Origin of the sequence: Pseudomonas sp. AK181, from assembly GCF_051122975.1 — a bacterium.
Taxonomy (GTDB): Bacteria; Pseudomonadota; Gammaproteobacteria; order Pseudomonadales; family Pseudomonadaceae; genus Aquipseudomonas; species Aquipseudomonas lactis.
Genome location: NZ_CP146348.1, coordinates 5930690 through 5954450 on the forward strand (window position 1 = coordinate 5930690; position 23761 = coordinate 5954450).

At 61.1% G+C, this 23761-nt stretch carries 18 protein-coding genes, 2 tRNA genes and 2 pseudogenes; 5 read left to right on the forward strand and 17 right to left on the reverse strand.

Annotation, left to right across the window (positions count from 1 at the left end):
- Window positions 1-22: 22 nt before the first annotated feature.
- The 3 genes from rpsF to rnr form a co-directional block, all read right to left on the reverse strand.
- Window positions 23-442 carry a 30S ribosomal protein S6 gene (gene rpsF / locus V8689_RS27090; protein WP_056782758.1) on the reverse strand — a complete coding sequence of 140 codons (420 nt, stop codon included), beginning with the start codon at window positions 440-442 and terminating at the stop codon, window positions 23-25.
- Window positions 443-766: 324 nt separating this feature from the next.
- Window positions 767-1528, reverse strand: coding sequence for a 23S rRNA (guanosine(2251)-2'-O)-methyltransferase RlmB (gene rlmB, locus V8689_RS27095; RefSeq protein WP_003188074.1), 762 nt, complete (start codon window positions 1526-1528; stop codon window positions 767-769).
- The gene (rnr, locus tag V8689_RS27100) at window positions 1525-4152 is read right to left on the reverse strand and encodes a ribonuclease R (RefSeq protein ID WP_003188072.1); all 2628 of its coding nucleotides are present in this window, start codon (window positions 4150-4152) and stop codon (window positions 1525-1527) included. The genes rlmB and rnr overlap by 4 nt, the downstream gene beginning before the upstream one ends.
- 224 nt (window positions 4153-4376) lie before the next feature.
- Here rnr and V8689_RS27105 point away from each other — a divergent pair.
- The 4 genes from V8689_RS27105 to V8689_RS27120 all read left to right on the forward strand — a co-directional run bounded on the left by V8689_RS27105 (window position 4377) and on the right by V8689_RS27120 (window position 7427).
- Window positions 4377-4463 (forward strand) — tRNA-Leu (locus V8689_RS27105).
- 154 nt (window positions 4464-4617) lie between these two features.
- A tRNA-Leu gene (locus V8689_RS27110) sits at window positions 4618-4704 on the forward strand.
- Between the two features lie 144 nt (window positions 4705-4848).
- Window positions 4849-5874: an extracellular solute-binding protein gene (locus V8689_RS27115; protein WP_003188071.1), complete on the forward strand. Its 1026-nt coding sequence runs from the start codon at window positions 4849-4851 to the stop codon at window positions 5872-5874.
- Complete coding sequence (locus V8689_RS27120) at window positions 5874-7427, forward strand: ABC transporter permease (protein ID WP_056782756.1); 1554 nt, start codon at window positions 5874-5876, stop codon at window positions 7425-7427. Before V8689_RS27115 ends, V8689_RS27120 begins: the two co-directional genes overlap by 1 nt.
- A 108-nt stretch (window positions 7428-7535) precedes the next feature.
- Here the strand turns inward: V8689_RS27120 and V8689_RS27125 are convergent.
- The 13 genes and pseudogenes from V8689_RS27125 to V8689_RS27185 all read right to left on the reverse strand — a co-directional run.
- A pseudogene (locus V8689_RS27125) lies at window positions 7536-8051 on the reverse strand (methyl-accepting chemotaxis protein); the annotation flags it as partial.
- A 390-nt stretch (window positions 8052-8441) separates the two neighbouring features.
- Window positions 8442-9134, reverse strand: a pseudogene (locus V8689_RS27130) (methyl-accepting chemotaxis protein); the annotation flags it as partial.
- Window positions 9135-9609: 475 nt separating this feature from the next.
- A complete protein-coding gene (locus V8689_RS27135; RefSeq protein ID WP_003188067.1) occupies window positions 9610-10899 on the reverse strand; it encodes an adenylosuccinate synthase in 1290 nt (429 codons plus the stop codon).
- Window positions 10900-10953: 54 nt separating this feature from the next.
- On the reverse strand, window positions 10954-12141 hold the full coding sequence (locus V8689_RS27140) for an ATP phosphoribosyltransferase regulatory subunit (RefSeq protein ID WP_003188066.1): 1188 nt from the start codon (window positions 12139-12141) through the stop codon (window positions 10954-10956).
- A 293-nt stretch (window positions 12142-12434) separates the two neighbouring features.
- Window positions 12435-13301 carry a protease modulator HflC gene (gene hflC, locus V8689_RS27145; protein ID WP_003188064.1) on the reverse strand — a complete coding sequence of 289 codons (867 nt, stop codon included), beginning with the start codon at window positions 13299-13301 and terminating at the stop codon, window positions 12435-12437.
- Entirely contained in the window at window positions 13301-14476 is a 1176-nt protein-coding gene (gene hflK / locus V8689_RS27150) for an FtsH protease activity modulator HflK (protein WP_032893838.1), read from the reverse strand. The genes hflC and hflK overlap by 1 nt, the downstream gene beginning before the upstream one ends.
- Window positions 14477-14572: 96 nt before the next feature.
- Window positions 14573-15874 carry a ribosome rescue GTPase HflX gene (hflX, locus tag V8689_RS27155; RefSeq protein WP_003188061.1) on the reverse strand — a complete coding sequence of 434 codons (1302 nt, stop codon included), beginning with the start codon at window positions 15872-15874 and terminating at the stop codon, window positions 14573-14575.
- Between the two features lie 12 nt (window positions 15875-15886).
- The gene (gene hfq / locus V8689_RS27160; RefSeq protein ID WP_003188059.1) at window positions 15887-16147 is read right to left on the reverse strand and encodes an RNA chaperone Hfq; all 261 of its coding nucleotides are present in this window, start codon (window positions 16145-16147) and stop codon (window positions 15887-15889) included.
- Window positions 16148-16241: 94 nt separating this feature from the next.
- Window positions 16242-17213 carry a tRNA (adenosine(37)-N6)-dimethylallyltransferase MiaA gene (gene miaA, locus V8689_RS27165; RefSeq protein ID WP_434520655.1) on the reverse strand — a complete coding sequence of 324 codons (972 nt, stop codon included), beginning with the start codon at window positions 17211-17213 and terminating at the stop codon, window positions 16242-16244.
- Entirely contained in the window at window positions 17213-19129 is a 1917-nt protein-coding gene (gene mutL, locus V8689_RS27170; RefSeq protein ID WP_056782753.1) for a DNA mismatch repair endonuclease MutL, read from the reverse strand. The genes miaA and mutL overlap by 1 nt, the downstream gene beginning before the upstream one ends.
- Window positions 19129-20550, reverse strand: a complete 1422-nt coding sequence (locus tag V8689_RS27175) for an N-acetylmuramoyl-L-alanine amidase (RefSeq protein ID WP_003188054.1) — start codon at window positions 20548-20550, stop codon at window positions 19129-19131. Before V8689_RS27175 ends, mutL begins: the two co-directional genes overlap by 1 nt.
- A gap of 15 nt (window positions 20551-20565) precedes the next feature.
- Window positions 20566-21036, reverse strand: a complete 471-nt coding sequence (gene tsaE / locus V8689_RS27180; protein WP_056782752.1) for a tRNA (adenosine(37)-N6)-threonylcarbamoyltransferase complex ATPase subunit type 1 TsaE — start codon at window positions 21034-21036, stop codon at window positions 20566-20568.
- Window positions 21024-21884: an NAD(P)H-hydrate dehydratase gene (locus V8689_RS27185; protein WP_056782751.1), complete on the reverse strand. Its 861-nt coding sequence runs from the start codon at window positions 21882-21884 to the stop codon at window positions 21024-21026. Before V8689_RS27185 ends, tsaE begins: the two co-directional genes overlap by 13 nt.
- 63 nt (window positions 21885-21947) lie before the next feature.
- On the opposite strand from V8689_RS27185, the gene queG reads away from it, so the two are divergent.
- Window positions 21948-23012, forward strand: a complete 1065-nt coding sequence (queG, locus tag V8689_RS27190; RefSeq protein ID WP_056782750.1) for a tRNA epoxyqueuosine(34) reductase QueG — start codon at window positions 21948-21950, stop codon at window positions 23010-23012.
- Here the strand turns inward: queG and V8689_RS27195 are convergent.
- Window positions 23009-23626 carry a trimeric intracellular cation channel family protein gene (locus V8689_RS27195; RefSeq protein ID WP_169913170.1) on the reverse strand — a complete coding sequence of 206 codons (618 nt, stop codon included), beginning with the start codon at window positions 23624-23626 and terminating at the stop codon, window positions 23009-23011. The genes queG and V8689_RS27195 overlap by 4 nt on opposite strands.
- Window positions 23627-23761: the final 135 nt, after the last annotated feature.

Below are 23761 nucleotides of genomic sequence, written 5' to 3' on the forward strand. Positions count from 1 at the left end.
GCTCCTTAATAAGGTCCGTGGATTACTCGTCAGCGTTATCGCTGTCGTTCTCTTCGCCTTCAGCGCTATCAGCGCCTTCGTGCTCAGGACGATCGCGACGCTCACGGCGCTCACTGCGGTTTTCTTCAGCCTTGAGCATCTCGGATTGGCCGGTAACGGCTTCTTCGCGACGGATGACCAGGTTACGGATCACTGCATCGTTGTAGCGGAAGTTGTCTTCCAGCTCGGCCAGGGCCTTGCCAGTGCACTCAACGTTCAGCATCACGTAGTGAGCCTTGTGAACATTGTTGATTGCGTAGGCCAGTTGACGACGGCCCCAATCTTCCAGACGGTGGATTTTGCCGCCGTCTTCTTCGATCAGCTTGGTGTAACGCTCAACCATGCCGCCGACTTGCTCGCTTTGATCCGGGTGGACCAAAAAGATGATTTCGTAATGACGCATGAATGCTCCTTACGGGTTGTAGCCTGCCGCTCAAAAACGGTCAGACAAGGAGTGAATGACACTTATGGATCTTGCCGCAGGGGAGGCACATCGGTGCCTGCCAGGAAGGCAAGGGGCGCAATTGTAGAGAAGGGGAAGAACAGGCGCAAGGCAATTGGTGATTATTTGAACAACCCCAAGCGCCACAAACACAAATGTAGGAGCGAGCTTGCTCGCGAAAAACTCACAGACACCGCGCTCATTCAGGAAGCCCGCGTTATCGTTGACGTTTTTCGCGAGCAAGCTCGCTCCTACATTAGGATTGGGGCAAGCCCCACATGTTGATTACTTCTTGGGCTTGGCCTTGGCTTTCGCACCACGCTGACGCTGGGCTTCAAACAGGCAAACACCCGTCGCCACCGAAACGTTCAGGCTGCTGACGCTACCGGCCATCGGCAGGTGCACCAGGTAATCGCAATGCTCACGGGTCAGACGGCGCATGCCTTTGCCTTCGGCGCCCATGATCAGGATGGTCGGGCCGGTGAGGTCCTGATCATAGATGCTGACCTCGGCCTCCCCCGCCGTGCCCACGACCCACAGGCCGCGCTGCTGGAGCTTCTCCAAGGTACGCGCCAAGTTGGTCACGGCCACCAGCGGAATCACTTCCGCCGCGCCGCAGGCGACCTTGCGCACTACCGGCGTCAGGGTCGCGGACTTGTCCTTGGGCACGATCACGGCCAGCGCACCGGCAGCATCCGCCGAACGCAGGCAAGCACCGAGGTTGTGCGGGTCGGTCACGCCGTCCAGCACCAAGAGCAACGGCGCGCCTTCGGTACGGTCGAGCAGCTCGTCGAGCATCGCTTCGCCCCACACCTGGCTCGGGCTGACGTCGGCCACCACGCCCTGGTGAACGCCTTCGACCCACACGTCCATTTCACGACGTTCGGCCTGGCCGATGGCAACCTTGTTTTGGGTGGCCAACTCGACCAGCGCCTGCACGCGCGGCTCGCTGCGACCTTCGGCTAACCACACCTGCTTGACGCGCTTGGGGTGGTGACGCAGCAGTGCTTCTACGGCGTGTACGCCGTAGATTTTTTCCAGACTCATGACTTGGCCTTAGGTTTGCGCGACCCGCCGCTTTTTGCGGGAGCCGAACCCGCTTTTGGCGGGCCTTTACGATGTTTACTTGGCTTGCTCGACGGTTTTTCCGCCCCTTGGGACTTTCCCCCAGACGCCGCTTTACCACCGCTTTTGGCTTCGTTGAGCAACTGCTGCTTCAACTCGCGGCTCTTGCGCAGCTCGGCGTTTTTCGCCGCGGCGTCGCTTGGGCGGTAGGCTTCAGGGGCCTTGTCCTTGGCGGAAGAACGACGACCGGCCTTGGCAGGTGCAGGCTCGGCAGTAGTTTTCGCCGCGGCCGTTTTGCCTTTGGACGCAGGCGCTGTGGTTTCACCACGCTTTTTACGACCCGCAGGCTCAGCTGGTTTGTCAGGCATGCCGAAGTCGATCTTGCGCTCGTCCAGGTCGACACGCATGACCTGCACTTCAACGGTATCGCCCAGGCGGAAGCTGCGGCCGGTGCGCTCGCCCGCCAGGCGGTGGTGCACAGGATCGAAGTGGTAGTAGTCACCCGGCAAGGCGGTGACATGCACCAGGCCCTCGACGTAGATGTCGGTCAGCTCGACGAACAGGCCAAAACCGGTCACGGCGGTGATCACACCTGGGAACGACTCGCCCACACGATCCTTCATGAACTCGCACTTGAGCCAGTTCACCACGTCGCGGGTGGCTTCGTCAGCGCGGCGCTCGCTCATGGAGCACTGCTCGCCCAGCTGTTCCAGGGCCGCTTCGTCGTACGGATAGATCCGTGCTTTCGGAATGGTCATGGCACCGGCGCGCTTGACGTGCGGGGTGTTCTGCTTGGAATGGATCACGCTGCGGATCGCCCGGTGCGTGAGCAAGTCCGGGTAACGGCGAATCGGCGAAGTGAAGTGGGTGTACGCCTCGTAATTCAGGCCGAAGTGGCCCTGGTTATCGGCGCTGTACACCGCCTGGCTCAGCGAGCGCAGCATCACGGTCTGGATCACGTGGTAATCCGGACGGTCCTTGATGCTGGCCAGCAGGGCCTGGTAATCCTTCGGCGTCGGGCCGTCCTTGCCTTTGTGCAGGGACAGGCCGAGTTCGCCGAGGAAGGCACGCAGTTTTTCCAGGCGCTCCGGCGGCGGGCCGTCGTGCACGCGGTACAACGCAGGAATCTCGTGCTTCTTGAGGAACTCGGCAGTGGCCACGTTGGCCGCCAGCATGCATTCCTCGATCAGCTTGTGCGCGTCGTTACGGGTGGTCGGGGTGATCGCCGCAATCTTGCGCTCGGAGCCGAAGACAATGCGGGTTTCCTGGGTTTCGAAATCGATCGCGCCACGGGTATGACGGGCACCCAGCAACACCTTGTACAGCGAGTACAGCTGCTTGAGGTGCGGCACCACGCCAGCGTATTCGGTACGCAGGGCCTTGGCTTCGCTGGTCTTCGGCGTTTCCAGGATGGTGCTGACCTTGTTGTAGGTCAGGCGCGCCTGGGAGTGGATCACGGCTTCGTAGAACTGGTAGTCGGTCATTTCGCCGGTTTTGGAGATGGTCATCTCGCACACCATGGCCAAACGGTCGACTTTCGGGTTCAGGGAGCACAGGCCGTTGGACAACTGCTCAGGCAGCATCGGGATCACGCGCTCAGGGAAGTACACGGAGTTGCCGCGCACCTGGGCTTCGTTATCCAGGGCCGAACCGATCTTCACGTAGCTGGAGACGTCGGCAATCGCCACGTACAACTTCCAACCGCCGGAGAACAGGCGCAGCTTGCCTGGCTTGGCTTCGCAGTAGACCGCATCGTCGAAGTCGCGGGCATCTTCGCCGTCAATGGTGACGAACGGCAGATGGCGCAGGTCGATGCGTTTTTCTTTGTCTTTCTCTTCGACTTCCGGCTTGAGCTTGGCGGCTTCCTTGAGCACAGCCTCAGGCCAGACGTGAGGGATATCGTAGGTGCGCAAGGCAACGTCGATTTCCATGCCCGGCGCCATGTAGTTGCCGACCACTTCAACGATATCGCCCTGGGGCTGGAAGCGCGCCGTTGGCCAGTGGGTGATTTTCACCTCGACGAACTGGCCGACCTTGGCTGCGCCATTGCGGCCCGGGGTGATCAGCACTTCCTGCTGGACCTTCGGGTTATCCGGCACAACGAAGCCGATGCCGCCTTCTTCGAAGTAACGGCCGACGATGGACTCGTGGGCACGGGACACCACTTCGACGATCACGCCTTCGCGGCGGCCACGACGGTCCAGGCCAGAAACCCGCGCCAGGGCACGGTCGCCATCGAACACAAGGCGCATTTGCGCCGGGCTCATGAACAGATCGTCGCTGCCGTCGTCCGGGATCAGGAAGCCGAAGCCATCACGATGGCCGGCAATGCGACCCAGGATCAGGTCCAGCTTGTCGACCGGTGCGTAAGTGCCACGACGGGTGTAGATCAACTGAGCATCGCGCTCCATCGCACGCAGACGGCGGCGCAGGGCTTCGAGCTGGTCTTCGGTGGTCAGACCGAATTCTTCAACCAGCTGCTCGCGGCTAGCAGGCGAACCACGATCGGCGAGGTGCGCCAGGATCAGTTCGCGGCTAGGAATAGGGTTTTCATATTTTTCCGCTTCACGAGCGGCCTCGGGATCGAGGGACTGCCAATCGGCCATTAGAGAGTTTTCACCTTGTCTATATGCGGGTTAGTTTGGCATACGCGTATTGAAACGGGAAATTTCAGGTATCAACAAGCGTTTAAAAGCCCTTTGCGACCCCCGGCGCGCACCTTGCACGACCACTGGCGAAATTTTCCAGGCTTTTTTCATGGCAGGGGTTTACAGCTCAAATATCGCTCCGTATAGTGCGCGCCATCGACGACGGCAACGTTGTTGATGCTGCCCAGGTGGTGAAATTGGTAGACACGCCAGCTTCAGGTGCTGGTGATCGCAAGGTCGTGGAAGTTCGAGTCTTCTCCTGGGCACCAAATTCAGATCAAACCCGCGAAAGCGGGTTTTTTCGTTTCAGGCCTTTGATTTTTAACGGAAAAATTGATTTATATTTTTCGAATCAGGGGTTTACAGATCAAAAGCCCCGCCGTATAGTTCGCCCCATCAACAGCGGCAACGTTGTTAGATAATGCCCAGGTGGTGAAATTGGTAGACACGCCAGCTTCAGGTGCTGGTGATCGCAAGGTCGTGGAAGTTCGAGTCTTCTCCTGGGCACCAAATTCAGATCAAACCCGCGAAAGCGGGTTTTTTCGTTTCCGGGGTTTGAAAACTTCCCCAGTGATTTCCCCCTCATCCGCACTTGAGAAGATTTATCGTTTATCCTTGCAATGATTTGTTGCATATAAGCGAGGAACCCTTCGGATGATGATCCGTGACAACCGACTCAAGACATCCCTTCTGCGCGGCCTGACCCTCACCCTACTCAGCCTGACCCTGCTCTCGCCCGCCGCCCATTCTGCCGACAAGGTCTCCCTGACCCTGTACAACGGCCAACACAAAGAAGTCGGCGATGAACTCGCCAAGGCCTTCGAAGCCAAGACCGGCATCCACGTCAACGTGCGCAAAGGCAGCAGCAACCAGCTGGCCAGCCAGGTCGTCGAAGAAGGTGAGCGCTCCCCTGCCGACGTCATCTACACCGAAGAATCACCGCCCCTGAATAAACTCGGCGAGCAAGGCCTGTTGGCAAAAATCGATGCCAGCACCCTCGATGTGCTGCCCAAGGATTACGTGGGCAAAAACGGCGATTGGATGGGCGTGACCGCACGCACCCGCGTCGTGGCCTTCAACCCGAAGCTGATTGCTGAAAAAGACCTGCCCAAGTCGGTACTGGATTTCGCCGGCCCCGAGTGGCAAGGCAAGGTTGGCTTCGTCCCCACCAGCGGCGCGTTCCAGGAACAAGCCGTGGCGATCATTAAGCTGCACGGTCGCGAAGCCGCCGAAGAATGGCTGACCGGCTTGCGCGCCTTCGGCAAGGTGTACAGCAACAATATGGTCGCCCTCAAGGCCGTGGAAAACGGCGAAGTGGCCACTGTACTGGTGAACAACTACTACTGGTTCGCCCTGAAAAAGGAAAAAACCAATCTGGATTCCCAGCTGCACTACTTCACCGATGGAGATGCCGGCGGCCTGATCACCGTGTCCTCCGCTGCCGCACTCAAATCCAGCAAACATCCCAAAGAAGCTCAGCAATTGTTGGCATTCATGGCGAGCGAAGAAGGCCAGCGCGTGATCACCAACACGTCCGCCGAGTACCCGCTGCGCAAGGGCATGGAATCGAACCGTGGCCTCAAGCCATTTAGCGAGTTGCAGCCGCCGAAAGTCACCCCCGCAGACCTGGGTAACGCCGAAGAAGCCCTGGAACTGGAACGTGACGTTGGCCTGAACTGATGAACCCATCGCTCTCCGTCGCGGGGTTCACCCCCCGTCGCAAACGCCCGTCGATCTGGCTGCTGCTGCCCGTGCTGTTGCTGGTTGGCCTGAGCCTGTTGCCGCTCGTCTATGTCGGGCTCAAAGCCTGGCAAGCGGGTTGGACGGAGGCGGTGCATCTACTGTGGCGGCCTTATGTGTTCGGGCTGCTGCGCAACACCCTGGCGCTGATGGTCGGCGTGACTCTGGCCTGCGGCTTGATCGGCCTGTCCTTGGCGTGGCTACTGGAGCGCAGCAACCTGCCAGGCCGGCGCATCTGGGGCGTGATCCTGTGCCTGCCGTTTGCGGTGCCGGCGTTTGTCAGCAGTTTCACCTGGGTGTCGCTGAGTGCCCAGTTTGAGGGGCTCGGCGGCGCGATCCTGGTGATGAGCCTGTCCAAATACCCGCTGGTGTTTCTGCCGGTGGCGGCAACGCTGCGCAATCTTGACCCCTCCCTGGAAGAATCGGCCCGCACGCTTGGGCTCAACCGCTGGGGCGTGTTCTTTCGCATCACCTTGCCGCTGCTGTGGCCATCGCTGCTGGCCGGCTCACTATTGATCGCACTGCACATGCTGGTGGAATTCGGCGCGCTGTCGATCATCGGCTTGCAAACCTTCACCACTGCGATCTATCAGCAGTTCGAACTGGAGTTCAGCAATGCCAATGCGGCGATGCTCTCGGCAGTGCTGCTGCTGATGTGCCTGACCCTGCTATGGCTGGAGCTGCGCGTACGCGGCAAAGGCCGGCACGTGCGCATCGGCCAGGGCGCGGCGCGACACGCCGAGCAGGTTCGACTGGGCAAGTGGGCGTCATTGGGCCAGGTGTATTGCCTGGCGCTGGCGATCATTGGCAGCGGCATCCCACTGGGCATGCTCGGGTATTGGCTGGCAGTCGGCTCGTCGGCAGCGTTTCCGATGGCCGAGATCGGTGAGGCGCTGCTGTCATCTCTGGCACTCTCCCTGGGCGGCGCCGCGTTGTGCCTGGTACTGGCAGTGCCGGTTGGGCTGCTGGTGGTGCGCTACAAAGGCCAACTGGCGATCTGGGCCGAACGCTTGCCGTACTTACTGCATGCCCTGCCCGGGCTGGTGATTGCGCTGACCCTAGTGTATTTCGCCCTGCATTACGTGCCGGCGCTGTACCAGACCTCGGCATTGCTGCTGATTGCTTATGCGCTGCTGTTTTTGCCATTGGCGCAGGCGCCGATTCGTACAGCGCTGAACAAGGCGGCGCCACAGTTGGAAGAGGCGGCGCGCACGTTAGGCGCATCTTCCTTCAGTGCGTTTTGCCGGGTGACGCTGCCAATTATCTTTCCTGCGCTGGGGGCGGCGTTTGCCTTGGTGTTCCTGGATGCGATGAAGGAATTGACGGCGACATTGCTGCTGAGCCCGACCGGGCTGAATACCTTGGCGACGGCCGTCTGGGCGCATACCTCGAATGTGGAATTTGCGGCGGCGGCGCCGTATGCAGCGTTGTTGATTCTGGTGTCGGGGTTGCCGGTGTATCTGCTTACGACGCGGATGTATTTGAGCCGCTGAAACAGCTATCGCAGGCAAGCCAGCTCCCACAGTTGACCGCGCTCCAACTTTGGAATGCAGTTGAATGTGGGAGCTGGCTTGCCTGCGATGAGGCCCGTCCAGACAACCTCAAGCCCTGAACTGCCCCAAACTCGCCTTCAACTGCGCCGCCAACCCATCCAGCACCTTGCCACTGGCCGTCGTCTCCACCACCGCCTGCGCCGCACGCTCGGCCTGGGCATGGATCACCTCGACGCGCCCACGCACCGCATGCGCGCCCTGAGCCTGATGCTCAGCCGCACGCGTCGCCAGGCCGATGGCAGCATGCACCTGCTCCACCGAAGCCTGTACCGTCTGCTGCAAGCGCACGCTGTCGCGCAGCACCAGCAGCCCGTCATTGGCCTGACGCCCGGCCTTGCCGATGGTTTCCACCGCTTCACGCGCCCCCTGCTGCAACGCGACGATATGCGCCTGGATATCGCCCGTGGAGCTTTGAGTCTTGCTGGCCAGCGCACGCACTTCGTCGGCCACCACCGCAAAGCCGCGCCCAGTCTCGCCAGCCCGTGCCGCCTCGATGGCCGCGTTGAGGGCGAGCAGGTTGGTTTGCTCGGCGATGCCGTGAATCACGGTCAACACCACTTCAATCTGTTCGCTTTGCTGCGCCAGCCGTTCGATCACCTGGGAACCGGCCTGCACTTGCCCCGCCAACGCCTCGATCAAGCTGCCGACTTCGGCCGAAGTTCGTGAGTTTTCATCCGTGGCCTGGCGAATATCCACCACCTGCTGCAAGGCCGCCTGCATGGCGTTGCTTTCGGCCTGGGCCTCGTCGGCCATTTGCGACAAAGCGCGCAAACTCTCGGCCACTTCATCACGCTGCAAGCCCGCCGCCGCATCGGCGCCGGCATTGCGCAACGTCATGGCGCCGATTTCCACGCCGGTACGCTGGGCCACGTCACCCGCCTCGCGCACGATGGGCTGCAACTTATCCACAAAGCGATTGACCGCCGAGGCCATGTCGCCGATTTCATCCTTGCTGTTGATCTGCACGCGCTTGGTGAGGTCGCCCTCGCCGGCCGCCAGGTCATCCATCGCGGCAATCAGCAGCTTCAGGCGATTGACCACGCGCCGGCCCAGCACGATAGCGATCAGCAGCAATACGCCAAGCCCCACCAGTGCCAGGCCCATGCCGATGCGCCAGCGCAGTGTGCCCGCCGCGTCTTGCACGGCGCTGGCGGTGTTGGCCGTCATTTGCGTGGCAGTGGCTTGCGCCGATTGCAGCCGGGCACCCATGGCGCTGGCACTGTCAGCTGCGGCGCCCTTGAGACTGTCACCCACCAGTTGGTCGCCGCTGGCGATCAGCGCGGCAAAGCGCTTATCCAAGGCTTGCAGGTCAGCCTCAACCGCTGCGGTCGACACGCCCATGCGCACCTTGCCGATTTCCACACCGTTGGGGCTGATAGAGGCTTCGACGTAATACACGGACGGGTCTGTCTTGGCCGCGTCCAGCACCTTATCCAAGGCACGCTCCCCCGCACCCTTTGCCAGCAGGGCCTGGTTGATCGGGTTTTCGCGGTTCAGGTATCGGGTCAGGTGCTCGCCTGCGGCGTCGTCGTACACCACGAACAGCACATTGGGGTTGCGCTGGGCCCGGCGGGCAAACTCTGAAAGGGTCGGCACGTCACTGTCCCACATGGCACGGGGCGCGACCGACGCTAGCAGTTGCGCCATGTCATTGGCGGAGTCCTGCAGGTCTTTTTCCAACGTCGCACGCAACTGCTTTTGCTCTTCCTGCAAGCGCGTGGAAAGCCCGGCTGTCAGACGCTGGCGCGTGCTGGCGGACAGGCTGTCCAGGCTGGAGGTGACTTCCTTGCCAGCCTGAGCCAGTTCGCCAGACAACTTCTGGCTATCAATGCCCAGGCGATTGCCCAAATCGGCCTCCAGCGCCGTCACCGTGCTCCGCGTCAGCGCGACGGCTACCAGCACTTGCACCAAAAGAGCGATACCAAGGGTAACGAACACCGGCCGCAACAGACGGCTTTGTAACAACGAGAGAACGGCAGACACTGGAAATCCCTCCACCACGGGTGCCACTAATTTGATAGCACCTCGAAAGAGGGAAACACAGCAAGGGTCGTGCCGCTTGCCAGGCAGAAACGACAAAGGGCTCCCTAAGGAGCCCTTTGTCTGTTACATCAACAGCTTATTACGCGAACGGGTGACGCAGAACGATGGTCTCGTTGCGGTCCGGGCCCGTCGAAATAATGTCGATCGGCGCGCCAATCAACGCTTCGACGCGTTTGATGTAAGCACGAGCGTTGGCTGGCAGCTCTTCCAGGGTCTTGGCGCCCACGGTCGATTCAGTCCAGCCCGGCACTTCTTCGTACACAGGCTGCAGGCCCACGTAGCTATCAGCGTCGGTCGGGGCAACGTCGTTACCTTCAGCATCTTTGTAGCCGGTGCAGATGTTGATGGTTTCCAAGCCGTCGAGTACGTCCAGCTTGGTCAGGCAGATGCCCGAGATGCTGTTCACATCGATAGCGCGACGCAGGATAACGGCATCGAACCAGCCGCAACGACGAGCACGGCCAGTGGTGGCGCCGAATTCGTGACCTTGCTTGGCCAGGTGCGCGCCGACGTCGTCAAACAGCTCAGTCGGGAACGGGCCCGAACCTACGCGAGTGGTGTAGGCCTTGGTGATACCCAGGATGTAGTCCAGGAACATCGGGCCGACGCCAGAACCGGTGGCAACGCCGCCAGCGGTGGTGTTGGAGCTGGTCACGTACGGGTAGGTGCCGTGGTCGATGTCCAGCAACGAACCCTGGGCGCCTTCGAACATGATGTCCTTGCCAGCGCGACGCAGGTCGTGCAGCTCGGCCGTCACGTCCAGCATCAGCGGCTTGAGCAGCTCAGCGTATTCCTTGCACTCGGCTAGGGTCTTTTCAAACTCGATGGCGGGCTCTTTGTAGTAACCGACCAGCATGAAGTTGTGGTAATCCACCAGTTCACGCAGTTTGTCTTCAAAGCGCGGCATGTTGAGCAGGTCGCCCACACGCAGGCCACGACGTGCAACCTTGTCTTCGTAGGCCGGGCCGATGCCGCGACCGGTGGTGCCGATCTTCAGCTCGCCACGCGCCTTTTCACGGGCCTGGTCCAGCGCAACGTGGAAGGACAGGATCAGCGGGCAGGACGGGCTGATACGCAGGCGCTCGCGCACCGGTACGCCTTTTTCTTCCAGCTTAGTGATCTCGCGCAGCAGGGCGTCAGGTGCGACCACCACGCCGTTGCCGATCAGGCACTGCACGCCTTCGCGCAGGACACCCGACGGGATCAGGTGCAAGACGGTTTTTTCGCCATCGATGACCAGGGTGTGGCCAGCGTTGTGGCCACCTTGGTAGCGCACTACGGCGGCAGCATGTTCGGTCAGCAGATCAACGATCTTGCCTTTGCCCTCATCACCCCATTGGGTGCCCAGGACTACGACATTCTTACCCATAACACTTGTCCTCATTCGCGCAAACTTGGTGCCGGCGATGGCCGGCAGGAAAACTCAAGAAGCCAGTGGCGATACTTGCCAAAGCCCGTTCTGCTGAATCAATTGCCGGTCGCAGTCCGCTTCACGGGCGGCGGCCAATGGCTGCCCAGGCAAGGCCTGGACTACACGCTGACCCTCACGGCGTAACTGGCAAACCTGCTGCCAGAGCGCTGCGTCCGTACTGTCGGGCATCCAGATGCCACCAGACGGCAGCTCGACCTCAGCACGCCCCAGGGTCACCAGGGTTTTCAAATCGGTGGAAAAACCAGTGGCCGGACGCGCACGACCGAAGTCGGCGCCGATATCGTCATAGCGACCACCTTGGGCGATGGCCTGGCCAACACCCGGAACGAACACCGCGAACACCACACCGGTGTGGTAGTGGTAGCCGCGCAATTCACCCAGATCAAAATACAGCGGCAGCTCCGGGAACCGCGCCGACAGGCGCTCGGCAATTGCCAGCACATCATCCAGTGCCGCCAATACCGGTGCCGGCGCATTGGCCAGGCGCTCACGCGCAGCCACCAGCACTTCACGGCCGCCGCACAGGTCTACCAGCGCCCGCAGCATGCCAGCCAGCTCAGCAGGCACACCTTCGGTGAGGGCGATCACTTCATCGATCGCCTTGCGCTGCAGGGCATCGAACAACTGTTGCTCCACTTCACCGGACAACCCGGCAGCGCGCGCCAGGCCACGGTAGATACCGACGTGGCCCAGGTCCATGTGCACATCCGGCACATCCGCCAGTTGCAGCATGGCCAGCATCAGGCTGATCACTTCAACATCGCTGCTCGGGCTGGCATCGCCGTACAACTCGGCGCCCAACTGGATCGGGCTACGGGAAGACGACAACGCACGTGGCTGGGCATGCAGTACGCTGCCGGCATAGCACAGGCGGCTCGGGCCTTCGCGACGCAGGGTGTGCGCATCGATGCGCGCCACTTGCGGCGTGATGTCGGCACGGAACCCCATTTGCCGGCCCGATTGCGGGTCGATGACCTTGAAGGTGCGCAGATCCAGGTCCTGGCCCGCGCCGGTCAGCAGGGATTCCAGGTACTCGATATGGGGAGTCACGACAAACTCGTAACCCCAGCTCTGGAACAGATCCAACACCTGGCGACGCGCTACTTCAATGCGCGCAGCTTCTGGTGGCAGTACTTCTTCGATGCCATCTGGCAGCAGCCAGCGGTCTACCGTTGCCATTACGCCATTCCCCTTTGATCCGGGCGGCCAGCCCTCGGCCGAGCCTTGAGTGAAGCAGAAAATACCCGCCCCTTGCATAAACCACGCGCAAGAGCGACGTGACGAACGGCCTGCAAACGGCCTCGTCGGGCACTTTCCTCGAAAAACCTGTCACGCCTGCCGAATCAAACATGCAGACGCAAAAAAGCCGGGAATTTCCCGGCTGCCGCATCATACACCCGTTTTCTGAAAGGATCACCCCGCCAGGCATTTTAGCCGCCCGACGGAGTGCACCTTACAGAATCACGGGCTGGTTACTTGGACTTTTCCAGGTAGCGGAAGAAGTCGCTGCTTGGGTCCAGCACCAGTACGTCGGTTTTGTTCGCGAAGCTTTCGCGGTAGGCGCGCAGGCTACGGTAGAACGCGTAGAACTCCTGGTCCTGGCCGTAGGCCTTGGCGTAGATCGCCGCAGCTTGAGCATCGCCATCACCACGCGCCTCTTCAGACTCGCGGTAGGCTTCTGCCAGCAGTACACGACGCTGACGGTCGGCATCGGCACGGATACCTTCAGCCAACTCGTTACCCTTGGCGCGGTGCTCACGAGCCTCACGCTCACGCTCGGTGCTCATACGCTCGAACACGCTGCGATTCACTTCCTTGGGCAGGTCAATGGCCTTGACGCGAACGTCGACCACTTCAATACCCAGCTCTTTTTCCGCCATGGTGTTCAGCGAACGGGTGATGTCAGCCATCAGCGCATCACGTTCACCGGATACCACCTCGTGCAGGGTGCGCTTACCAAACTGGTCACGCAGGCCCGATTCCAGACGACGGGACAAACGCTCGTCGGCAATCTGCTTGAGGCCGGAAGTCGCGGTGTAGAAGCGCTCGGCATCCTTGACGCGCCACTTGGCGTAGGCGTCAACCATCACGGCTTTCTTTTCCAGGGTCAGGAAGCGCTGTGTCGGTGCATCCAGGGTCATCAGGCGGGCGTCGAACTTGCGCACCTGGTTGACGTAGGGGACTTTCACATGCAGGCCCGGCTGGACATCCGCCTGGACCACGCGACCGAATTGCAGCAGCACCGCACGCTCGGTCTGAGCGACGATGTAGAAGCAGTTCCAGGCAGCGATGACCACGACGACGCCCACAATCAGGGCGGTCAGCGATTTATTGCTCATCAACGGCTCTCCCTGGTACGTGTTTGCTGTTGCAGCAAGTCAGCGGCCGCACGGGCGCTCGCTTCGTTGGCAGCGGCATTCGAACCGGTGGACGGTGCGCCAGTGCCGCTACGACCACCTTCGATCATCTTGTCCAGCGGCAGGTACAGCAGGTTGTTCTGCCCACCTTTGCTGCCGGTCACGAGAACCTTGCTGGTGTTGCTGAAGACTTCCTGCATGGTGTCCAGGTACAGACGCTCGCGGGTCACTTCAGGTGCCTTGCGATACTCGGCAACCAGCTTGGTGAAACGATCTGCCTCACCCTTGGCGCGGGAGACCACTTCGTCGCGGTAACCGTTGGCATCTTCAAGGATGCGCTGGGCCTGACCACGGGCTTCCGGCACAACGCCGTTGGCATAGGTTTCAGCCTGGTTGCGCGAACGCTGCTCGTCTTCACGGGCACGGATCACGTCGTCAAAGGCTTCCTGCACTTCACGCGGTGCCGCTGCGCTCTGTACGTTCACCTGGGTAACGGTGATACCGGTACGGTAAGTGTCGAGGAAGCGCTGCAGACGCTCCTTGATTTCGCTGGCCATCAACTCACGACCTTCGGTGAGCACCTGGTCCATGGCGGTGGAACCCACCACGTGGCGCAGGGCACTTTCGGTTGCGTGTTGCAGGCTGATTTCCGGCTGATCAACGTTCAGCACGAAGTCTTGCAGGTTGCTGATCTTGTACTGCACGGTCAGCGGCACTTCGACGATGTTCTCGTCTTCGGTCAGCATCTGGCCCTGCTTGGTGTACGCACGCTCACGCGTCACGTTCTCCATGTACTTCTTGTCGATCGGCGGGAAATAGATATTCAGGCCCGGGCCGACAGTCTCGTAGTACTTGCCGAAGCGCAGCACCACAGCTTGCTCCTGCTCGTCCACCACGTACACGGCGCTGTAGAGCCATACGGCCGCCAGCACGACAAGACCCAGGCCCAGCAGGCCGTAGCCACCGCCCTTGCTTGTGCGACCGCCGTCGTCACCACCACGTTTTTTCCCACCACCGAACAACCCATTCAGGCTTTCCTGCAGCTTTCGGAAGGCCTCGTCGAGATCCGGTGGCCCCTTGCGGTCGCCATTATTGCGGCGCTTACCACCCCAAGGATCCTGATTATTCGAGTTGCCACCCGGCTCATTCCAAGCCATAGCGCTCTCCATCTGATAAAGCAAAGACGCACCCACGGCGCGCCGACCAATGCTACAGAATGCCTGCTACTGCGGCACAACCGCTTTCTCAGGCTTTTATTGCAAAGTGTGTTGTTCGATGAACTCTGCCGGTACAACACCCTCTCGGCTGACCAGCCGATTGAGTTCCGAGCGTGGCAATCGAACAGCCAGCAAGCTGACACCTTCTTCGTCGTGTTCTTCTTTCTGTACCGCGCCCAGCTCGAAAAACTGTGCACGCAGTCGAGCAAAACGCTGCGGCAAGCGCAAGGTGCCGACGAACAAATCGCTGCCGAGCAATTCGGCAATGGCTTGTTCCAGCAGCTCCAAGCCACTGCCGTCACGCGCCGACAGCCAGACCCGCTGGGGCTTGCCGTTCTCGTCGCGCTGGATCTGTGGCTCAACGCCTTCAAGCAAATCGAGTTTGTTATAGACCTCGAGGATCGGCAAGTCCTGGGCACCAATCTCGCCCAGCACCACCATCACCTGTTCAATCTGCAACATGCGATCCGGTTCGGCCGCATCGATCACGTGCAAGAGCAGGTCGGAATTGCTCGACTCTTCGAGCGTAGACCGAAATGCCTCCACCAGCTTGTGGGGCAAGTGACGAATGAAACCCACGGTATCGGCCAGCACAATCGGCCCCAGGTCGTCGATGTCCAGACGGCGCAGGGTCGGGTCGAGGGTGGCGAACAGTTGGTCGGCCGCGTACACATCCGACTTGGTCACGTTATTGAACAGCGTGGATTTACCGGCGTTGGTGTAGCCCACCAACGACACCGTCGGGATATCCGCACGGGAACGGCCACGTCGCGACTGTTCGCGCTGGCTGCGTACTTTTTCCAGGCGGCCCTTGATCTGGCGCAGGCGAACCCGCAGCAGACGCCGGTCGGTTTCCAACTGGGTTTCACCCGGGCCACGCATGCCGATACCGCCACCCTGACGCTCAAGGTGAGTCCAGCCGCGGACCAGGCGCGTGCTCATGTGGTCAAGCTGGGCCAGTTCAACCTGGAGCTTGCCTTCATGGGTGCGGGCGCGTTGGGCGAAAATATCGAGAATCAGACCGGTACGGTCGATCACGCGACACTCGAAAACACGTTCGAGGTTACGTTCCTGACTGGGCGTGAGGGTGTGATTGAAGATCACCAGATCGGCTTCTTCGGCATGAACCAGGTCGCGCAGTTCCTCGACCTTGCCGCTGCCAATCAGGTATTTGGCGGTTGGCCGATGACGCGGTACGTTAAAAAACGCAACGGTCTCGGCGCCGGCCGAATTTGCCAACTCCTGAAACTCCTGCGGATCTTCGCGCGCCTCAGGGTCCTGTCCATCCAAGTGAACGAGGATTACTCGCTCACCACCACCGTGGCGCTCAAAGAACAAAGGAGACTCCTATCAGGCGTTACCTGGCTCAGCGTCACCCTGTTCATCACCTGCTGCGCTAGGCAGACGGATTGGACGAACTGGAACGACTGTCGAGATAGCGTGCTTGTAAACCATCTGGCTGACGGTGTTTTTCAGCAGGATAACGAATTGGTCGAACGACTCGATCGTACCTTGCAGTTTGATGCCGTTGACCAGATAGATGGAAACCCCAACTTTCTCTTTACGTAAAGTATTCAAGTAAGGGTCTTGTAGCGAATGCCCTTTTGACATGTGCCGCACTCCTTTAAGGATCAATAATAAAAAATCGGAAAATAGATAGCTTATGGCCGTCACACCCCCAAGGATAGACGGCAATTGCAAGGACTCAGCTCAATATGGAGACCGTTCCCAAGTATTTCAAGGCGCGTGACAGATTGTCGCTGTCCAGGCTGTCCAACCAGTGCAAATCGCTCCAGCTGCGCAGCCAGGTGAACTGGCGCTTCGCCAATTGGCGCGTGGCAATGATGCCGCGCTCCTGCATTTCGGCTGACGTCAGCTTGCCATCCAGATGATCCCAGACTTGGCGGTAGCCTACAGCACGTATCGAAGGCAGCCCTGCATGCAGGTCACCTCTTGAACGCAATGCTACGACCTCGTCCACAAACCCCTGTTCCAACATTAGTGTGAATCTTTGTGCAATTCGTTCATGCAACACCTGGCGGTTTGCCGGAGCGATGGCCAGATTCGCCACAGTATAGGGCAATTGTGACTGTCCAGATGCGCCTGCATCAGCACTTTGCGCACTTTGTTTCAGCCGATGTTCAGTCATGGTCCGGCCACTGACGCGCCAGACTTCCAGGGCGCGGGTGAGCCGCTGGGGGTCATTGGGGTGAATGCGTGCCGCAGACACCGGGTCTACCGCCGCCAACTGGTCGTGCAGGGCTTGCCAGCCAAGGCGCGCAGCCTCTTCTTCCAGCTCTGCACGCACCTGGGCATCGGCAGGCGGCATATCGGCCAGGCCTTCCTGCAACGCCTTGTAGTAGAGCATGGTGCCGCCCACCAGCAGCGGAATATTGCCCCGTGCGGTGATCTCGGCCATGGCTGCCAGGGCGTCGGTGCGAAAATCCGCCGCCGAATAGCTCTGCGCCGGGTCGATGATGTCGATCAACTGGTGCGAATATTGGGCCAACAGCGCCTTCGAAGGCTTGGCCGTACCGATATCCATGTCCCGGTAAACCAGGGCAGAGTCGACACTGATCAGCTCGCAAGGCAGCACCTTGGTCAGCTCGATGGCCAGGTCGGTCTTGCCGGCGGCCGTGGGGCCCATCAGGAAAATGGCGGGGGGCAAGGCACTCATCAACGGCCGCGCAAAAACAGTTTGTCCAGATCGTCCAGGCCCATCTGGGTCCAGGTCGGTCGGCCATGGTTGCATTGGCCGCTGCGCTCGGTGTTTTCCATATCGCGCAGCAGGCCATTCATTTCCGGCAGGGCCAGGCGGCGGTTGGCGCGGATGGCGCCGTGGCAGGCCATGGTGCCAAGCAATTCGTTGATATGCGCCTGGATACGGTCACTGGTGCCGTACTCCATCAGGTCTGCCAGCACGTCGGCCACCAGGCGGTTGGCCTCGGCCTGCTTGAGCAGCGCGGGAATCTGGCGGATCGCCAGGGTTTCCGGGCCCAGGCGTTGCAGTTCGAAGCCCAGCTTCTGGAACACACTGTGATGTTCTTCTGCGCAGTCGGCTTCACGCTGACTCACCGCCAGGGATTCAGGCACCAGCAGCGGCTGGCCGCTGAGGCCTTCGCTGGCCATGGCGATCTTCAGACGCTCGTACATGATCCGCTCATGGGCCGCGTGCATGTCCACCAGCACCAGGCCATGGGCGTTTTCGGCGAGGATATAAATGCCTTTGAGCTGCGCCAAGGCATAGCCCAGCGGCGGAATATCACCGCCGCCCTCGGGCAACGCCACAGCAGCGCCCGGCTCGGCACCCGGTAGCGGCGCGAAAAACTCACGGTACGCCGCCTGGGCCTCGGCCACCGGCACCGTCGATTGCGGGCGCGGTGTGTATTGATACTGATAACCCGCACCGGCACCCGAGTTTGGCGCGGTGTAGGCTGGCTGCGCCTGTGGCGATTGCAGCAGGTTGGCGGCCAGGCTCATCTCGCCTTGGGGGCCGAACTCGCCGGCTTCCGGACCGCTCGGCCGCACCACCGCTGTGACGATCGGCGCGGACAGTTGATCATCCGGACGCACGTCGCCCAGGGCGCGGTGCAGCGTGCCGTAGAGGAAGTCATGCACCATGCGCCCGTCACGGAAGCGCACTTCGTGCTTGGTCGGGTGCACGTTGACGTCGACCACCGAAGGGTCAACCTCAAAGAACAGCACAAAGGTGGGGTGGCGCCCGTTGAACAGCACATCGCGATAAGCCTGGCGTACCGCGTGGGCCACCAGCTTGTCGCGTACCGCACGGCCGTTCACAAAGAAATACTGCAAATCGGCCTGGCTGCGGGAGAACGTCGGCAACCCGACCCAGCCCCACAACCTCAGGCCATTGCGCTCGATCTCAATCGGCAGCGCCTGCTCCAGGAAACCGCTGCCACACACCGCCGCCACCCGCCGAGCACGCGCGGCGTCGTCGTTGGCTTCGTGCAGGCTGAGGATGGTCTTGCCATTGTGGCGCAGGTGAAAGGCCACATCGAAACGCGCCAAGGCCAGGCGCTTGATGACTTCTTGCAGGTGATCGAATTCGGTTTTTTCGGCCTTGAGGAACTTGCGCCGCGCCGGGGTATTGAAGAACAGGTCGCGCACTTCCACCGAGGTGCCCACCGGATGCGCCGCCGGCTGGACCCGAGGCGCCATGTCGCGGCCTTCGGTTTCCACTTGCCAGGCCTGCTCGGCGCCGCGGGTGCGGGAAGTCAGGGTCAGCCGGGCCACGGAGCTGATGGAGGCCAGGGCCTCGCCACGAAAGCCCAGGCTCATGACCCGCTCCAGGTCTTCCAGGTCGCGGATCTTGCTGGTGGCGTGACGCGCCAGGGCCAGAGGCAGGTCATCCGAAGAGATGCCGCTGCCATCGTCACGTACCCGCAGCAGCTTGACGCCGCCCTGCTCCACATCGACATCGATGCGTTTGGCACCGGAGTCGATGCTGTTTTCCAGCAATTCCTTGATCACCGACGCCGGGCGCTCAACCACCTCACCCGCGGCGATCTGGTTGGCAAGGCGCGGGCTGAGCAATTCAATGCGCGAGCCGCTGTTCAAGGTGGATTCGCTCATCACTGCGCCGCCAATGAAGTGCCGGGGATGGTCAACACCTGGCCGATCTTCAACTCATCGGTCTTCAGGTTATTGGCGCTGCGCAAGGCTGCAGGCGTGACCTGGAAACGTACCGCCAGCATGGCAACGGTATCACCGGGTTGCACACGATGGTCACGCGGGCCCTGGGCGATTTTGCCGGAGTCGCGCAGCCAGGCGATATAGGTGCCCGGCGGCGGGTTCTGCTGGAAGAACTGGCGCACGCCGGCGCTGATCGAGCGCGCCAGCGCTTGCTGGTGGCTGGCGCTGGCCAGTTTCGACGCTTCGTTGGCGTTGGAGATAAACCCGGTTTCCACCAGGATCGACGGGATATCCGGCGACTTCAACACCATGAACCCGGCTTGTTCCACGCGCTGTTTATGCAGCGAGGTCACACGGCCGATATTGCTCAGGACTTTCTGGCCCACGTTGAGGCTGGAGGTCAGCGAGGCGGTCATCGACAGGTCGAGCAGTACGCCTGCGAGCATCTTGTCCTTGTCATCAAGGGACACGTTGCCGGCGCCACCGATCAAGTCGGAACGGTTTTCACTGTCGGCCAGCCAGCGCGCGGTCTCGGAGGTAGCGCCGCGATCCGACAGAGCAAATACCGAGGCGCCAAAGGCAGCGGTTGAAGGCGCGGCATCGGCGTGAATGGATACGAACAGGTCGGCGCCCTTCTTACGGGCGATTTCAGTACGACCACGCAACGGAATGAAGTAGTCACCGGTGCGGGTCAGTTCGGCGCGGTAGCCTTTCATGCCGTTGACCTGGCGCTGCAGTTCACGGGCGATGGCGAGCACCACGTCTTTCTCATGCTGGCCGCGAGAGCCGGAAGCCCCCGGGTCTTCGCCACCGTGGCCGGCGTCGATCACCACGATGATGTCGCGCTTGCCGGCCGGTGCAGGCGGCGGCGGTGGCAGCTTGACCTGGGGCTGCGAAGGGTTGACCGGCACCGCAGGCACCGTCGCCACGCTCGGCGTTGGCGCAGGCGGCGGTGCGGCGTCGGCGGGGTTGTCGAACAGGTCGACCACCAGGCGGTTGCCGTACTGGGCATTGGGGGCCAGAGAAAAGCTTTTGGGGGTCACGGCCTTTTTCAGGTCGATGACCACACGCAGGTCGGTCGGCGTACGTTGGGCCGAGCGCATGGCGGTAATGGGTGTGTTGGCGGTGGAGACTTTCAGCGGCGCGGCCAGGCTGGCACCGTTGATGTCGATCACCAGGCGATCAGGCGCCGTCAAGGTAAAGACGCTGTGCTGGACCGGGCCAGACAGGTCGAACACCAGTCGCGTGTTATCCGGCGCTCGCCACAGGCGAACACTTTTCACCTGTGAAGCAGCCAGAGCATTGACAGTCATTGCCGCAAGCAACACCCCCACGACAGCAACCAACGCGCGAAAGCGCATACCTAACCCCACCAATTATTTGAATTCCAATGCCAGAGCAGCACACCACGACTCAGCGCGTGGGCTCTGGGGCAACAACTTCAGCTGACGTCCGTGCTCATGCGGCGTAATGGTAATGGTCAGGTCCGGCTTTGGCAAAAAGCCTGTGCCTTTATTTGGCCACTCGATCAGGCATAACGCATCCTCGTCGAAGTAATCACGGATGCCCATGAACTCCAGCTCTTCCGGATCGACCAGGCGATAGAGGTCGAAATGGAAGGCGCGCACCTCCCCGATCTCGTAGGGCTCGACCAACGTGAAGGTCGGGCTTTTTACCGCGCCGGTATGGCCCAGGCCGCGAATAATCCCCCGGGACAGTGTGGTTTTACCTGCACCCAGGTCGCCTTCTAGAAAGATCAACCCGGCCCCTTCCGTGACCTGCGAAATACGCTGGCCCAACGTGACCATGGCCTCTTCATCTGCCAAAAAAAGAACTACTTCAGGCACGGCGACTGCTCCTCCAGCAATTGACGAATGGCGGGGATCAGGTCGCTGGCAGCCAAGCCGCGACCAAAACTGCCCTGGCGGTCTCCGGCGGTCGCGTGCAACCACACGGCCAGGCAGCTCGCTTCGTACGCGGGCATACCCTGAGCCAATAGTGCGCCGACCAGGCCGGCCAGCACATCGCCGAGCCCCGCTGTTGCCATCGCCGGGTGGCCTTGATCACACCGCGACACGCGCCCATCCGGGCTGGCAATCAAACTGCCAGCACCCTTGAGGATAGCCACTGCATTGAATTTCTGACTCAACGCGCGCGCCACCTTAAGGCGATCTGCCTGAACCTCGGCTGTCGATAGCCCCAACAAACGCGCAGCTTCGCCCGGATGAGGGGTAATCACACAATTGGCCGGCAGCTCGACGCTGCCAGTGGCCAGTTGGTTGAGCGCGTCGGCATCCCACACCTGCGGCAGGCTGGCATTGGCCGCGACCGACAACAGGCTCTTGCCCCAGGCGGCATCGCCCAGGCCTGGGCCAATGACGATCACTGAGATTTTTTCCAGCAGGCCCATCAACTGGTTGGCCGAGCTCACGCCAACGGCCATGACCTCCGGCAGCCGAGCCAGAGCGGCCGGCACATGTTCCGGCCGCGTCGCCAGCGAGACCATGCCGGCGCCGCTGCGCAGGGCACTTTCGCTGCTCAACAGCGCCGCGCCGCCAACGCCACGGTCACCACCGATGACCAGCAGGTGGCCGAATTGGCCCTTATGGGCGTCCGGAGAACGCGCAGCCAGTTGCGGCAAATGGCCGGGCAACAACAGCTGAACGTCGGTAATTGGGTGTTTTGTCTGAGGCATGCGTCTTCAAGCTCCGATGTCTGGCAGAATTATACGCATCTAACCTGTGGTTTCCCGTGTCTCATGCCTGCTATTACCTCCGATCTGCCCGCCCTCGCCCAATCGATCAAAGACTGGGGCCGCGAGCTGGGCTTTCAACAAGTCGGCATCAGCGGCCTCGACCTGGCTGAGCATGAACAGCACCTGCAACGCTGGCTCGACGCGGGCTACCACGGCGAAATGGAATACATGGGCGCCCACGGCAGCAAACGCTCGCACCCGGACGAGCTGGTGCCCGGTACCTTGCGCGTGGTGTCACTGCGCATGGACTACCTGCCCGGCGATACCCAAATGGCGCAATTGCTGGCCCAGCCAGAAAAAGCCTACATCTCGCGCTACGCCCTGGGCCGCGATTACCACAAGCTGATCCGCAAGCGCGTGCAGCAATTGGCCGACCGTATCCAGGCGCAGATCGGGCCGTTTGGCTTTCGCGCCTTTGTCGACAGCGCGCCCGTTCTGGAAAAAGCCATCGCCGAACAAGCGGGCCTGGGCTGGATCGGTAAAAACACCCTGGTCCTCAACCGCAAGGCCGGCAGTTACTTCTTCTTGAGCGAACTGTTTGTCGATTTACCATTGCCGGTAGACCCACCCCACGCCACCGAGCACTGTGGCCGCTGCACGGCGTGCCTGGACATCTGCCCCACCAACGCCTTCGTCGGTCCTTACGTGCTGGACGCGCGACGTTGCATTTCCTACCTGACCATCGAACTCAAGAGCGCCATCCCCGAAGACCTGCGCCCATTGATCGGCAACCGGGTATTTGGCTGCGATGACTGTCAGATCGTTTGCCCGTGGAATCGTTTCGCCCGACCCACCGCCGAAAGCGATTTCACGCCACGGCACAATCTGGATAACGCGGAACTGGCCGAATTGTTTATGTGGGACGAGGATAAATTCCTCAGCAGCACCGAGGGCTCGCCCCTGCGCCGCGCCGGTTACGAGCGCTGGTTACGCAACCTGGCGGTGGGCCTGGGCAATGCGCCGTCTAGCATTCCGGTGTTGGAAGCCTTGAAGGCGCGGCGGGACTACCCGTCTGAGTTGGTGCGCGAACACGTGGAATGGGCGCTGGAGCAACACGCTGCGCGCTAGTGAACGTCGTCGTTGTAGACGAACTTGGGCATTTCCCAGTGAAAACGGATCGCTAGCAGGCGCAACAGGAAGCCACTGAACAGCGTCAATAGAATCGCTTGCTCGCTGGGCAACTCCAGGTACAGACACAGCAAGTAGAACCACGCCGCCAGGAAAGACACGCTGGCATATAGCTCGCGACGGAAGATCAGCGGGATGTCGTTACAGAAGATATCCCGCAGGATACCGCCGAATACCCCGGTGATGACGCCGCTGACCGACGCCACCAACATGCCATGGCCCATTTCCAGGGCGGTCATGCAGCCGATCAGGGTGAAGGCCACCAGCCCCACCGCATCCAGCGCCAGGAACAGCGAGCGCAGGTGGCGCATCAAGGGCGCGATAAAGATCGTCACCAACGCCGCAACAGAGGTCAGCACCAGGTACTCCGGGTGCTTGACCCAGGTCAGCGGGTAGTGGCCGAGCAACACATCGCGCACCGAACCGCCGCCCAAGGCCGTCACGCAAGCGATCAACACCACGCCAAACCAGTCCATGCCACGCCGACCCGCGGACAGGGCGCCAGTCATGGCTTCGGCGGTGATGGCGACGAGGTAGAGCATCAGCAACATGATGGCGATCCTGACAGAGAGGCCGGCAGTCTAATCATTTGCCGAGGGCACCAAAAGGGGGCACTTAGCGATAAACCGCGCCGCCTGCATCGCAGGCAAGCCAGCTCCCACACTTTGATTTGCGAATGCAGTCAAATG

Bases quoted from the DNA above. Each gene is read 5' to 3' on its own strand.
- V8689_RS27185 (WP_056782751.1), bottom strand. From the start codon at position 21,884: ATGCCTCAGACAAAACACCCAATTACCGACGTTCAGCTGTTGTTGCCC.
- hfq (WP_003188059.1), bottom strand. From the start codon at position 16,147: ATGTCAAAAGGGCATTCGCTACAAGACCCTTACTTGAATACTTTACGT.
- V8689_RS27135 (WP_003188067.1), bottom strand. From the start codon at position 10,899: ATGGGTAAGAATGTCGTAGTCCTGGGCACCCAATGGGGTGATGAGGGC.
- V8689_RS27115 (WP_003188071.1), top strand. From the start codon at position 4,849: ATGATGATCCGTGACAACCGACTCAAGACATCCCTTCTGCGCGGCCTG.
- queG (WP_056782750.1), top strand. From the start codon at position 21,948: ATGCCTGCTATTACCTCCGATCTGCCCGCCCTCGCCCAATCGATCAAA.
- V8689_RS27140 (WP_003188066.1), bottom strand. From the start codon at position 12,141: ATGGCAACGGTAGACCGCTGGCTGCTGCCAGATGGCATCGAAGAAGTA.
- hflK (WP_032893838.1), bottom strand. From the start codon at position 14,476: ATGGCTTGGAATGAGCCGGGTGGCAACTCGAATAATCAGGATCCTTGG.
- mutL (WP_056782753.1), bottom strand. From the start codon at position 19,129: ATGAGCGAATCCACCTTGAACAGCGGCTCGCGCATTGAATTGCTCAGC.
- rpsF (WP_056782758.1), bottom strand. From the start codon at position 442: ATGCGTCATTACGAAATCATCTTTTTGGTCCACCCGGATCAAAGCGAG.
- rlmB (WP_003188074.1), bottom strand. From the start codon at position 1,528: ATGAGTCTGGAAAAAATCTACGGCGTACACGCCGTAGAAGCACTGCTG.
- V8689_RS27175 (WP_003188054.1), bottom strand. From the start codon at position 20,550: ATGCGCTTTCGCGCGTTGGTTGCTGTCGTGGGGGTGTTGCTTGCGGCA.
- hflC (WP_003188064.1), bottom strand. From the start codon at position 13,301: ATGAGCAATAAATCGCTGACCGCCCTGATTGTGGGCGTCGTCGTGGTC.
- rnr (WP_003188072.1), bottom strand. From the start codon at position 4,152: ATGGCCGATTGGCAGTCCCTCGATCCCGAGGCCGCTCGTGAAGCGGAA.
- V8689_RS27120 (WP_056782756.1), top strand. From the start codon at position 5,874: ATGAACCCATCGCTCTCCGTCGCGGGGTTCACCCCCCGTCGCAAACGC.
- miaA (WP_434520655.1), bottom strand. From the start codon at position 17,213: ATGAGTGCCTTGCCCCCCGCCATTTTCCTGATGGGCCCCACGGCCGCC.